At 55.3% G+C, this 13,251-nt stretch carries 11 protein-coding genes; 9 read left to right on the top strand and 2 right to left on the bottom strand.

The window, feature by feature from the left end; translation table 11 throughout:
* Positions 1-131: 131 nt before the first annotated feature.
* From KJW29_RS25170 to bcp, 5 genes are all read left to right on the top strand, one after another.
* Positions 132-614 (top strand): MarR family winged helix-turn-helix transcriptional regulator, encoded by a 483-nt coding sequence (locus KJW29_RS25170; protein ID WP_246608369.1) that lies wholly within the window; start codon positions 132-134, stop codon positions 612-614.
* 27 nt (positions 615-641) lie between these two features.
* On the top strand, positions 642-3,839 hold the full coding sequence (locus tag KJW29_RS25165; RefSeq protein ID WP_214626696.1) for an MMPL family transporter: 3,198 nt from the start codon (positions 642-644) through the stop codon (positions 3,837-3,839).
* A gap of 180 nt (positions 3,840-4,019) precedes the next feature.
* On the top strand, positions 4,020-5,126 hold the full coding sequence (locus tag KJW29_RS25160; protein ID WP_214626695.1) for an asparaginase: 1,107 nt from the start codon (positions 4,020-4,022) through the stop codon (positions 5,124-5,126).
* Positions 5,116-5,835 carry a VOC family protein gene (locus KJW29_RS25155; RefSeq protein ID WP_214626694.1) on the top strand — a complete coding sequence of 240 codons (720 nt, stop codon included), beginning with the start codon at positions 5,116-5,118 and terminating at the stop codon, positions 5,833-5,835. The genes KJW29_RS25160 and KJW29_RS25155 overlap by 11 nt, the downstream gene beginning before the upstream one ends.
* A gap of 78 nt (positions 5,836-5,913) precedes the next feature.
* Entirely contained in the window at positions 5,914-6,384 is a 471-nt protein-coding gene (gene bcp / locus KJW29_RS25150) for a thioredoxin-dependent thiol peroxidase (protein ID WP_214626693.1), read from the top strand.
* Here the strand turns inward: bcp and KJW29_RS25145 are convergent.
* Together KJW29_RS25145 and KJW29_RS25140 are read right to left on the bottom strand one after the other, a co-directional pair.
* Entirely contained in the window at positions 6,381-6,644 is a 264-nt protein-coding gene (locus KJW29_RS25145) for a hypothetical protein (RefSeq protein WP_214626692.1), read from the bottom strand. The genes bcp and KJW29_RS25145 overlap by 4 nt on opposite strands.
* Before the next feature lie 150 nt (positions 6,645-6,794).
* The gene (locus KJW29_RS25140; RefSeq protein ID WP_214626691.1) at positions 6,795-8,657 is read right to left on the bottom strand and encodes an LTA synthase family protein; all 1,863 of its coding nucleotides are present in this window, start codon (positions 8,655-8,657) and stop codon (positions 6,795-6,797) included.
* Positions 8,658-8,848: 191 nt separating this feature from the next.
* Between KJW29_RS25140 and KJW29_RS25135 the strand changes: the two genes are divergently transcribed.
* From KJW29_RS25135 to KJW29_RS25120, 4 genes are all read left to right on the top strand, one after another.
* Positions 8,849-9,820, top strand: coding sequence for a M15 family metallopeptidase (locus KJW29_RS25135; protein WP_214626690.1), 972 nt, complete (start codon positions 8,849-8,851; stop codon positions 9,818-9,820).
* Positions 9,821-9,932: 112 nt separating this feature from the next.
* Complete coding sequence (cls, locus tag KJW29_RS25130; protein WP_214626689.1) at positions 9,933-11,381, top strand: cardiolipin synthase; 1,449 nt, start codon at positions 9,933-9,935, stop codon at positions 11,379-11,381.
* A 542-nt stretch (positions 11,382-11,923) separates the two neighbouring features.
* The gene (locus KJW29_RS25125; RefSeq protein WP_187102613.1) at positions 11,924-12,310 is read left to right on the top strand and encodes a Fur family transcriptional regulator; all 387 of its coding nucleotides are present in this window, start codon (positions 11,924-11,926) and stop codon (positions 12,308-12,310) included.
* Positions 12,295-13,122: a winged helix-turn-helix transcriptional regulator gene (locus KJW29_RS25120; protein ID WP_214626688.1), complete on the top strand. Its 828-nt coding sequence runs from the start codon at positions 12,295-12,297 to the stop codon at positions 13,120-13,122. Before KJW29_RS25125 ends, KJW29_RS25120 begins: the two co-directional genes overlap by 16 nt.
* The last annotated feature ends 129 nt before the right edge of the window (positions 13,123-13,251 follow it).

Here is a 13,251-nt window from a genome sequence, read left to right as displayed (position 1 = left end):
AATTCGACAAAATTTTCTAAAATCCTGCATGCTCCCTACAAATGTGGAAGTTGCACGATCAGACGATCATCTGGTATAGTTCTACTATCGAATAGTTAGACAGTAGAACTAAGTAGTGGAGGTAAGAAAAATTGTCGAATAACTGTCATGGCGACATGATCAAAGAATTGATCCACAGGTACGAACGCGCCCACTTTACCGTAGAGCGGAAATTGTACGCGCTGCTCAGGGATTTGATGCCGGCAGAGCTTACCGTGGATCAATTCAACATGATCAGGTTTTTGCAATTCAACGGGCGCAGCACGCCGTCGGAGCTGGCCGAGGTGTTCGGCGTGGGCAAGAGCTCCATTACGGCGATCATCTCTCGTTTGTCCGATAAGGGGTTCATCCGCAGATTATCCGAGGAGAGCGACCGCCGAATCGTCATTCTGACTCTCACGGAGGAAGGAAAGCGGCTGTGCGAGTCGATAGATGCGCGCGTAGAAGCGATGTTGGCGGACATTATGAATCATTTTGAGGAGGAGGAGGCCGAGCGGTTCATCTCTACCTTCGAGAAGCTGGCGGACGTGATGGCGGGAACGGCGGGACTCGGGAGCAATGAGGGCAAGGAATAGAAAGAGAGAGGGAGAGGGAGTGGAAACATGAGGTATGTACTGAAATTCAAGTGGCTTGTATTGGCGTTATGGGTGGTCGCGGCGGCCGGATTGATGCTTACCGCTCCGAACATGGCGGAGCTGGTCCGGACGAAGGGGCAGATTACGGTGCCGGACGGCTATTCTTCCAAGCTTGCGGGCGAACTCGCTGCGGAGATCGGAGCAACTGCAGGAGCGGAGGGAGAGGCCGGGGGCATGTCCACGGTGCTTATCTTCCATAAGGAAGGGGGGCTTGGCGAAGAGGGCCTGGCGGAGGCGAAGGCTACCATCGGAAGACTGGCAGGCGAAGAGGGCAAGGCGCTCGGCATACTCGACCTGACGACCCACTTCGATATTCCCGAGCTGGCGGATCAGATGGTGTCGGAGGACGGCAGTACCGTGCTGGCCCTGCTAAATGTCAGCGCGGGCGACCGCGGGCTCGGGACCGTGCGCGACGAGTTGTACGCGGCCATCGATAACGTATCGCTGGACCACTACTATACGGGCGAGTGGATCATTAGCGAAGACGTGGTGCAGAGCTCGGAGGAAGGGCTTAAAAAGACGGAATATATTACGGTAGGTTTCATTCTGGTTATTCTGTTTATCGTGTTCCGTTCCGCCGCTGCGCCGCTCGTGCCGCTGCTGGCGGTTGGCTTCAGCTATTTGGTGTCACAGTCCATCGTTTCCTTCCTCGTGGAATACGCGGACTTCCCGCTGTCAAACTTCACCCAGATCTTCTTGGTGGCCGTTTTATTCGGTATCGGGACGGATTACTGCATCCTGCTGATCAGCAGGTACAAGGAGGAGCTGGCTCATCGCGGAGACCGTACCGAAGCTATCATTCATACGTACAAGACGGCAGGCAAAACCGTACTCTTCTCCGGGCTGGCCGTCCTCGTCGGATTTGCCTCCATCGGCTTCTCGACGTTCGTCTTGTACCAGTCCGCCGTTGCGGTCGCGGTGGGAATCGTCATCCTGCTGCTGGCGCTGTTTACGCTGGTGCCGTTTTTCCTCTCGGCGCTCGGCAACGCGCTGTTCTGGCCGGCAAAGGGCTCGCTGGAGCACAAGCAAAGCCGTCTGTGGGGTTCGGTGGGCAGTTTCTCGCTGCGCCGTCCGGTATGGGCGCTTGTCATTTTGCTCGTGCTGATCGTGCCGTTTCTCGCGGCGTATAAAGGCACGATCTCCTTTAACTCGCTGGACGAGATCGGGGAGAAATACGATTCTGTCAAAGGTTTTAACGTTATAGCAGAGGGCTTTAGCCCCGGCGAGACGCTCCCGACGGACGTCATCGTGAAGTCGGAGCAGCCGCTGGATACGCCGGAAGGACTTGCGGCGCTGGAGCAAGTAAGCCGCGAGCTCTCCAAGGTAGAAGGCGTGCAGACGGTTCGCGGCGCAACCCGTCCGACGGGGCAAGTGCTGGAGGACTTCCTCGTCTCCGATCAGGTGCTGACGCTCGACGATGGTCTCGGCAAGAGCGGAGACGGATTGAGCGAGATCAGCAGCGGTCTGGCGGAAGCCCGCAGCGCGCTGGGAGATAACGCGCCGAAGCTTGCGGAGGCGGCGGACGGTGCAGGTCAGCTTGCAGCGGGCACGGAGGAGCTGCGCGAGGGCGTGAACCAGCTAGCGGCGGGATTGCGCGCCATCGAGCAGGGGCTGAAAGACGGCTCGGCTGGCGCCCGGGAGCTGACGGCGGGCTTGGAACAGGCGCGAGCGAGCGCCCAAGAGCTGGCTGCGGCCCATGCTCAGCTGTTAAGCGGCTATGAAGGCATAGGCGGCGGCTTGTCCGGGCTGAGCGCTGGCTACGAGGCTGTTGCCGACCAAAGCGGTAAGCTGGCGGAAGGGCTCTCTGGCGTATCTGGCGGCTTGAACGCTCTTGGCGACAAATATCCAGAGCTAAAGGATGACCCGGCGTATCAAGAGACGCTGCTTGCGGTAGCGGGCTTGCAGCAAGGGGCAGTACAGCTTGGAGCCGGCCTTAAGGAGCTGAACGCCCAACTGGCAGGCGTGGCGGGCGGTATGGCGCAGGCAAACGCAGGCTACAAGCAAGCTGCCGACGGCCAGGCGGCGCTTGCGGCCGGACTCGGCGAATTGGCGAAAGGCATTGCGGAGCTGCAAGGCGGCATCGCACAGGCGGCAGCGGGCCAAGGCGCCATCGTGGACCAAATCCCGGGCGTGACGCAAGGGCTCGGCGAGCTGGCCTCCGGCCAGCAGGAGCTGCAAGCGGGTTTTGCTTCGCTAAACGATCAGCTTGGCGAACTAACGAGCGGTCTCGACCAGAGCGTCGACGGCTTGACGCAAGTGACGGACGGCCTGGCTTCGGCGGGCGGCTATCTGCAAAGCCTGGCAGGCGCTCCCGACAAGGAGCTGACGGGCTGGTACATCCCGCAGGAAGCGATCGACGACGAGCAATTCCAATCGTCGCTGGATGTATATATGTCGCCGGATCGGATGACGGCGAAGTTCGATGTTATTTTCGACAGCAATCCGTATTCGGAGGCGACCATGGCGGAGATTCCGGCGCTGGAAGCGGCCGTCGATCGTGCGCTGCGGGGTACGGCGTTTGAAGAAGCGGTGACCGCCATCGGCGGCGTAACGAGCATGAACCACGATCTCGACACGATCTCGAACGCGGACTATTCGCGGACCGTCGTCCTGATGCTGGTCGGCATTACGCTTATTCTCATCGTGCTGTTCCGTTCCATAGTAATCCCGGCATACGTCGTATTATCGCTGATCGTTACGTATTATACGTCTCTGGCGATCACGGAGCTTATCTTCGTGCGTATATTCGACCTGTCCGGCATCAGCTGGGCCGTGCCGTTTTTCGGCTTCGTCCTGCTCGTCGCGCTTGGCGTCGATTACAGTATCTTCCTGATGGACCGGTTCCGCGAGTTCCGCCATCTGGAGCCGAAGCAAGCCATCTTGGAAGCGATGAAGAACATGGGTGGGGTCATTATGTCGGCAGCCGTTATTTTGGGCGGAACATTTGCGGCCATGCTGCCTTCGGGCGTTATGTCGCTGCTTCAGATCGCGACGATGGTCTTGTGCGGGTTGTTCCTGTACGCGCTCGTCATGCTGCCGCTGTTTATTCCGGTCATGGTCCGGGTTTTCGGAGAAGCCAACTGGTGGCCGTTCATGAGGAACGACAAGGAAGCCGGATACAGTCTGCGCGAGAAGGAAGCGTTTGTTCATAGTCACAAGGAATAGTAATGCGTCAATGACAAGCGGCCGCCCTGAATGATCGGGGCGGCCGCTTTGGCGTGCCTCCCGCTCGCGCTTGGCGCGCCTCCTGTACCCTTGACTGCTTAGACAAAGCGGCTGCAGGAGTAGTAAGATAGGAGCAGGGGCAAGCTTCACAGGAAAGGTTGAGGAAGGAGGGCTGCTTGCATGAAGCGGATTTTGGTTATATTTACAGGAGGGACGATCGGCAGCAAGGCGGAGGGGAAATCCATCAACGTACACGACTCCGGTTCCTATGCGCTGCTGGAGGCCTACCGCAATACGGATGAGGTCCGGAAAGATGTCGAGCTGTCAACGCTCGAACCTCTAAATTTGCTCAGCGAGAACTTGACGACGGAAGATTGGCGGACGTTGGCCGTTGCCATTCGGAACGCCGATCCAGCCTCGTACGACGGTCTCATCGTGACGCATGGTTCGGATACGCTGGCTTACACGGCGGCGATGTTCAGCTACTTGTTTGCTGGGGTCGGCGTGCCGATCGTGTTTACCGCAAGCAATTATCCTATTGCGGATCGGCGGGCTAACGGACTGCGCAATTTGGCGGGGGCCATCGACTTCGTCATGGAAGAAGCGTTGCCAGGCGTATTCGCCGTCTACGAGAACGATCGTGGAGAGATGCTCGTCTATCTCGGTACGAGGCTTGCGCAATGCGAGTCGTTTACGGATCAATTCCGCAGCCCTTACGATCTTCCTTACGGCGCAATGGAAAAACGGCGGTTCGTATGGCGGGATGACGTTAGAAATCCTAAACCGGATAGGCTATCGGGAGGATTGAAGGCTGCGCTATCGGCTCCGCTTCCATGGGGGCCGGAGAATTTGAACCTGGACGATTCCGTCTTGTACATACGTCCTTATCCGGGCTTGAACTATTCGCTGTACGAATGGAGCGGCCGGAAGCCCAGCGCTATACTGCATGATCTTCATCACTCCGGCACGGCGACGGCTCTGCCCGGCGGCCCGTATTCGCTGCCCGCTTTTATCGAGCGTTGCAAAGCGCACGGGATCGATGTGTACATGAGTCCGCTTAAGGACGCCTCAGCCGCGCTCTACGCCTCTTCTCATGCCCTGATCGAAGCGGGGGGCGTGTTCCTCGAGGGGATCGGGATGGAAGCGGCTCTGACGAAGCTGATTGCCGTCTATGGCCTTGCGTCGAACGCGGAGCAAGCGCGGACATGGATGACGGAAGCGACATTTGCTTACGAGAAGATGGGCTCCGGCGTCGATTCGGAAGGGGCGGAGACGAATGAAAATTAAGGAAGCGACGTTTTTGACGATGGAGCCGCTTGGGCTGCTGCCCTTCTATCGGGATGGGCTTCGGTTTCCTGTAGTGACGGCTGAGGAGGAGCAATTGGTCGTCCAGGCGGGAGATACGGCACTGCGTTTCGTTCGGTGGGAGCCGGGAGCTTCGGAGGAAGCGGAAAGCCGTCTGGCACGAAGCTACGAGGGGCAGTCCACTCCTTATTACCACTTCGCGTTCAACATACCGGAGAATAAGCTGGACGAGGCGAAGGGCTGGATAGAAACCGTTACGGAGCTAGGGAAGGAGGCGGGTCGGGATATTTCCCGAAGCGAGGCCTGGAACTCGGATTCCGTCTACTTTATGGACCCGGCGGGCAATATTTTGGAGCTGATCGCAAGACATACGATGGACAATGGCATTCAGCGTCCTTTCGATCCGGATCGGGATGTTCAATGTCTCAGTGAAATCGGATTGCCGACCCGCAACGTGGTTTTTGCGGTCGACCAGTTGGAGGCCATAGGCATCGGGAGCTATCAAGGAAGGAATGACAGCTTCAACCCAGTGGGCGACGAAGAGGGCATGTTCATTGTCGTGCAGCCGGGGAGACGCTGGCACTTCACTAACCTGACGGCGGAGTGTTACCCCTTCGAGGTGTTCGTTGAAGGAGTCGGCAAGCTTCTTCTCGCGGAGGATGAGCAGGGTTTGAAGCTGCGGCGCAATTAAGATCAATCGTGCAGAACACCCGCAGGATGCTTCGCGCTCTTGCGGTTTCTATACAATTACACTAAGGAGGCGGAACTTATGAGTAACGGTATTGTTAGAGTCGGAGAGCTGGTGCCTAATTTTAATCTGCTGGCATCGAACGGGCAGGAGGTATCGCCGGAGGACTATCGCGGCAAGAAGCTTGTCATCTACTTCTATCCGAAGGACATGACGCCTGGCTGTACGGCGGAATCCTGCGATTTCCGTGACTACAATGGGGAGTTCGCCGAGCATAACGCGGAAGTGATAGGCATTAGTCCCGACGATTTATCGTCGCACGAGCAATTCGTATCGGAGCATAATCTGCCGTTCCTGCTGTTATCCGACACAAATCATGGCGTGGCCGAGCTGTTCGGCGTATGGAAGGAGCTTAGCTGGGGCGGCAAGACGTTCCTCGGCGTGGAGCGTTCGACGTTCCTGATCGACGAGGAAGGCAAGCTCATCCGCGAATGGCGCGCCGTCAGCGTCGAGGGACATGTACAAGAGGTGCTTGAAGCGGTAAAAGGTTAACTCAACTTTACGTTCGCTCGAAAAGTCCCGCTAGCGGAGCCGTAGGCCGGTGACACCGACGTAATCGCCGAAAAAGCCCCGCAAGCGGAGCCGTAGGCCGGTGACACCGACGTAATCGCCGAAAAAGCCCCGCAAGCGGAGCCGTAGGTCGGCGACACCGACGTAATCTCCGAAAAAGGCCCGCTAGCGGAGCCGTAAGTCGGTGACACCGACGTAATCTCCGAAAAAGGCCCGCTAGCGGAGCCGTAAGTCGGTGACACCGACGTAATCTCCGAAAAAGGCCCGCTAGCGGAGCCGTAAGTCGGTGACACCGACTTGCTGGCCGAAAACGCCGCGCTAGCGCAACATGCGCAAACAACAGAGCCCTGCCTCCAATATTGGAGGCAGGGCTCTGTACGTTTATGCGAGATTTATTTCTTCTTCCAGTTCGGCAGAGACTGCACGAAGCTGTCGGACAAATTAAGCAGCTCCAGCGCGCGGTCGAATTCCTCTTCGGTCGATTGCTGCTCGTTGTTGCCGTTACCCGCTAGCGGGTAATGTTTGCCGTCGTTGAAGCCGCTGCCGGACATAAACAGCTCTTCGCTGCTTAAGAAGGAGCCGGACGGCAAATAATAACGTTGAGGAAGAATGTTGTACGATTGATTGAACAAGTCCTGGCCGAAATGCATCTGATTATCCAGCGGCAGACCAAGCAGGTTGGCGATCGTCGGCAAGATGTCGACTTGTCCGCCAAGCTGGTCATACGTAGCTGGCGCCTCGTCGCCCGGATTAACGACGACAAGCGGTATGTTGATCATATCGGTATACGTGTACTCGCGGCCGTAAATTTCGGCCATCAGGTCCTTCTCGCCGTTGTCGAGCGAGTAGATCGGCAAGCCGAGATGGTCGCCGTACAGCACGATCAGGCTGTTGTCCCAGATGCCGCGAGCCTTCAGGTCGTCGATGAATTCGCCCAGCGCGTGGTCCGCATAGTTTTGCGACTCGATATAGTCGCCCACCAGCGTGCCGTCGAAGCGGTCGGGCAGGTCGATCAGACGTTTCTCCTGCGGAATCGTGTAAGGATGATGCGCAGTCATGGAGATGATTTGCGTGTAAAACGGTTTGCCGCTCGCGTTCATGCGGTCAAGCTCTTCGATAGACTTCTTGTACAGCATTTCATCGGAGGCGCCGAAGAAGATCGCATCCTCCGTTCCAAAAAATTCGGCATCGTAATAACGATCGAAGCCAATAGCCTTATACAGCTCGGCGCGGTTCCAAAACTCTACGACGTTCGTATGGAACGTTGCCGTGTCGTAGCCGACCGACTTCACTAGCTTCGGCAAGCTTGGAAGCTCCTTGCCCGCATACACCTGCGTCGCGGCACCCCGCGGAGGAATGTACAGCGACGTATTGACGACGAACTCCGCATCCGAAGTATTGCCTTGACCGACTTGCTGGTAGAAGTGGGAGAAGTAGCTGTTCTCTTTCACCAGCTTGTTCAGGTTAGGCGTAATTTCTTGACCCTCGATGGACAGGCCCACCAGGAAGTTTTGCATGGATTCCATCTGAAGAATGATCAGGTTTTTGCCTTCCGCCGATCCGAACAGCTTAGGTTCGGCAGGCGGTTGGACGTTCTTTACATTCTGAATCTTCTCTTGCGTAATTTCGGAAGAATCGACATACTGGATTTCTTTGTTAGCCAGAATACGGTAAGCTTCGTAGTTAAGAATGCCCATTTGCTCAGCCTTGACGATTTCGTTCATGCTGGCGCTGTTTGGCAGGACGTTGAACAAGCAAAGCGCCAATGATACGGACAGCACGGCGATCATGACTCTCTTATTCTCCTTGCGAGTGAAGGCTTTCTTAACTTCCTTCGCCTTCCGGCGGAAGAACAGCAGACCGATCATCAGGACAACGTCGATGTAGATCAGCAAATATTGAGGATCCATCAGCGAGAACACGCTGTTCTTTACGGCGGTTACCTGATTGACCTGCTGCAGGGCCGAATAATCGACGATAACGCCGTAATACTTGTAATACATAATGACAGCAAATAGAATAGAAGTCATGGTAAGGTTCGCGATTAGATAGTACGTGAACTTGCGCTTGCTTGCGAACCATTCGATCAGGCTAAAGACGATCAGCACAAAAGGAACTTCCTTAAGAAGGGTTGTCCAGGACGCACCGTCCGGGAAGACGACTGTCCATGCTAAAAAGCTTTTGAGTAGCAGGATGAACGAGAAAAACAATATAGGACGAGTACCGAGCAATCGTCCAGATGCTAGAGTTGACATTAGGAAAGCACCCCTACCTTTCACAGCACAAACAGGCTTATCTCTATCTCTTTTCGAGGAAGCCGCTTTGCTTTTTTCTTTGGCATTCAGAGAATATTAGTATACTTATTGTAAAGACATTATCATTATGCTCCTTTCTTACACCAAAAGTCAAAAGGCAAAACAGCCCTTAAACTGCAGGAGGAACGAAAATGAGGAAGAAAAAGCCATTTTTGGCGATCGTTTTGACGGGATTTCTATTAGCCGGAGGTTACTTTGTAGCACAGGAATACGGATTGTTCGATCCTGCAAGCGGAGCCGCACAGCCGCCCAAGCTGGCTGAAGGCATAGATGATGGAAACGGCCAGGCGGGCGGGGAGCTCGAAGGGGATGTGCCTGGAGCTGGAAACTCCAATGCCGGCGGCAGCATCAGCGTGCCGGATCCGGACGGGGGACCGGGCAACAATGCAACGGACAAGCCTGCCGAGACGAACAAACCGGAGCCGACTGCAACATCGACCCCAGGAGCCGGAGAGACGCACGGAGCCAGCGGCGAAGAAGGGATTTCTCGCGGAGAAAACGGCGCTATCGCCGTCATCGCGGAGCCGCATAGCGCCACTGCGCTGGTGAACCCGTTCAACAAGCTTCCGGAGGATTACGAGCCGGACGACCTGGTGTATCCCGATGTGAAGTTTATCTTCTCGGAGAAGGTGGAGAAGCGGATGCTACGGAAGGAAGCCGCCGAGGCGCTCGAGAAGCTGTTCGCCGGGGCGGAAGAGGACGGAATCTATCTGGCTGGCGTATCGGCGTATCGTTCTCACGCGACACAGACGAAGCTGTTCGATCGGTACGTGAAGAGAGACGGCTACGAGAAAGCGAGAACGTACAGCGCCCTCCCGGGTACCAGCGAGCATGAGACGGGGCTCGCCGTAGACCTGTCCGGAAGCGATGGCTCCTGCGCGGCAGCCGACTGCTTTGGAGATACAAAGGAAGCGGCATGGCTGGCAAAACATGCTTCGGAATACGGATTTATCATCAGGTATCCGAAGGGCAAGGACGAAATTACGGGCTACCAGTACGAGCCGTGGCATATGCGTTATGTAGGAGCGGAGCTTGCAGGCGAGCTCGCGTCATCCGGGCTGACCTTGGAAGAGTATTATAATGCGGTTCCGGTAACACAATAAGGCTGGAATCCTCCTGCTGTCAGACTAGTAAGGCGCATGACGGAACGGTGATCCGCAGGGTTCAGCGTTCGAAACGTTAGAAGACAGCGATGCGAAAGGCGTGGATGTCCCCATGAATTTGCTGCAAAACTTTTCATTCGTCATCATTCTATTAAATATTTTCCTCGCGATCACGGTCATTTTTCTGGAACGGCGCAATGCCAGCTCGACTTGGGCATGGCTTATGGTTCTGTTCTTTATTCCCGTGCTGGGTTTCGTGATGTATTTGATTCTGGGGCAGAAGGTGCGCAAACGGCAGTTAAACAAATTGCTCGGAGAGAACCGTCGCATTATCGAGGAGGCGCTGGAGAAGCAGAGCATCATGCTGGAGCGCAGAGAGATGTTTCCCGAGGGCAGCGAGATGGCCAAGTTTCAGGATATGATGTACATGAATTTGACGACGAGCTATGCACTGTACACGAACAACAACGAGATCGAGATCTTTACGGACGGCAAGCGGAAATTCGATGAGCTGCTGGCCGATATCGAGAATGCCGAACATCATATCCATCTCGTCTATTACATCGTAAGGGATGACGAGCTTGGCCGCAGGCTGATGGACGCGCTTGTGCGGAAGGCTTCGCAAGGCGTTGAGATTCGGTTTCTGTACGACCAGATCGGCAGTCTGGCATTGCCGAGAAAATATTTTCGGGAGCTTCGGGCAGTAGGGGGCAAAGAGGCAGCTTTTTTCCCATCGCGGATTCCCTTCCTTAATTTAAAGATCAACTACCGCAATCATCGCAAGCTGGCGATCATCGACGGCAGGATTGGTTATATCGGCGGCTTTAATATTGGGAACGAGTATTTGGGGCTGAATAAACATTTCGGCGCATGGCGGGATACGCATCTTAAGGTGCAAGGCGGGGCGGTGCTGCAGATGCAGGCCCAGTTCCTGATGGATTGGAATCTGGCGGTCGCGACCAAGATGCCTCTGGGACCGGCATACTTCCCTTACCCGGACAACGTCAACGGCATAATCGGCATGCAGCTTGTGGCAAGCGGACCGGATACCGAGTATCAGGAAATCAAGAACGCCTATATCAAAATGATCTACTCCGCAAAACATACCATCTGCCTGCAGACGCCATATTTTGTGCCGGATGAAAGTCTCATGACCGCGCTGCGCATCGCAGCTTTATCCGGCGTCAGAGTGAACATCATGCTGCCGAGCAAGCCCGATCACTTCTTCGTGTATTGGGCGACGCAATCGTTTCTGGGGGATTTGCTGGAGAGCGGAGTTAGAGTGTACCTGTACAAGGAGGGTTTCCTGCATGCGAAGACGCTCGTCGTCGATCGCATGGTCGCATCCGTAGGGACGGCCAATCTGGATATTCGCAGCTTCAAGCTGAACTTCGAGATCAATGCCTTTATTTATGACGAAGACACGGCAGCCGAGCTTGCCGACATCTTCTTGGAGGATTCGGAGAATTCTTTCGAGCTGACGATGGAGCGTTATAACCGCAGACCGCTGTTCAACCGATTCAAGGAATCGGTATCGCGCCTGCTCAGCCCCATCCTGTAAGCGCGTATTTAGGCAAAATGAAAGGGATTCCGCTTGTCCTGTGGCAACCGGAATCCCTTCACTTTCTGATGTGACAACTATTCAATTTATTCTAACGCTCCAATCCATGGCTTCCTCAATTTCTCTTGAACGCCATCCTTTCGGTAAGTATTTCGTATCCAACAACTCTTAAAGGCTGACGTCCCGTTCTCGTCAATCGCTCTTCCGCCCACATGCCCCGGCATCGATCTTCGATACCTCACTTCGTAAGGCATGCTTCGCTAACGTGCTTCAATGGACTATCCCCTCTCGTGTAGGATGGCTTTAGTATAACCCATTATTTTAATTTTGTAAATATTCAGATTATTTAATTATGTAAAAAGTTTATGCTGTTTAAGGCGATAAGGTTTAAAAAGATCATTTCTATTGGCGATGAAACCTACCCTATGCTTACTATTGTGCCGAATCTAGCAGAAAAACCATTTAAGGTGGCAAACCATTGCTAATTCACTGATTTATATTTATACTTAGTCTAAAATCATAAAAGGCGGTATAAACCGACTATGGCGAAAATAAACTTGACGATACAACGGAAAGCGATCTACGAGGTCGTTCAAGGATCGCATGATCATCCTACTGCGGCGGACGTAATCGAGAGACTGCGGAGCAAAGGCTTTAACTTCGCTTATGGCACCGTCTATAACTCTCTGCGCTATCTGGCCGATGTGGGTCTGATCAGAGAGCTGAAGCTAGGTGAAGCGGTCAGCCGATATGATGCCCGAACCGAAGATCACCAGCATATCGTCTGCACGAAATGCGGGCGTGTCGGCGAGGTGCTGACGGAGCTGCCTGCGAGCTGGGTCTCGACTGTGGCGGACGAAACGAAATTCGTGATTGAGCACGCGCACGTCGTGCTGGAAGGAGTGTGCGAGACATGCGCGAAGAGCTAGCCATAACGGATTTCACGGAAGGCGTATTGTGTTCCCTTACGAAGCGGGTTATGCTGATCAGCCCGCTGCCGGATCGCGTTCGCAGTCTGCTTGTAAAGCTGTCGGGCGACTGCTTCGACGTCTTCTCGCTTCACGAGTTTACGGCAGCTCTACTGCCTGCGCTGCAGCCAGAGTTGCTCGTCTATGACGCGTTGCCTGTCGACAAGTCGGCCTCTGCTGCTTCCTCGCATACGCTGCAAGGAGGGGCCGAGCTTCTGCAGGCGGCGCGGGCCCACGGAGTGCCCGTGCTGGTGCTGCTGAACGGCGAAGCCTACGAGGCACGAGGGAACGCGGAGCTGTCGGGCGCGGAGCTTCTCGTTTGGCCTTCCGATCCGGAGGCGGCGTTGTCCCGCATTAACCGGATGCTGGAGGAACGGCCGGCAAGCGCGTTGGTCGCGGCAGGATCCGCTGTCGCAGGCATGGAAGCCGGGAACCCTGCCGACGTACTCAGGAACGACGAGGATCTCCGAACGTTCAAGGATATCCAGATCGATCAGCGACGGATGAGAGTAACGCGCGGGGGACAGCGGATCGAGCTGACGAAGACCGAATACGATTTGCTGCTGCATTTTGTATCGTCGGATGGGTCCGTACTGACTCGCGAGAATCTGCTCGATACCGTATGGGGAATGCAATTTTACGGCGGCAGCAATGTGGTAGACGTTCATATCAAGAGTCTGCGCAAGAAGCTTAAGGACAGCGCGGTTTCGCCCCGATATATCGTTACGGTCCGCGGGGCGGGTTATCGGCTTGCGGACGATCCTTTGCAATAAGAAGAGTCGTGTTGCGATGACTGCGACCTTGGGCCGCTGGACCGCTTAACGGCCAGCGGCTCTTGGCGCAAGGCGAATATGTGTCGGGAAGATTGACGGACAACCGGTCAATCTTCTGTCTGATGCGGG

The sequence above is a fragment of the Paenibacillus agaridevorans genome, assembly GCF_018604145.1.
GTDB classification, from domain to species: Bacteria; Bacillota; Bacilli; order Paenibacillales; family Paenibacillaceae; genus Pristimantibacillus; species Pristimantibacillus agaridevorans.
Note: the sequence above shows the minus strand (reverse complement) of the source record. Positions and strands in the feature narration are given on the sequence as shown.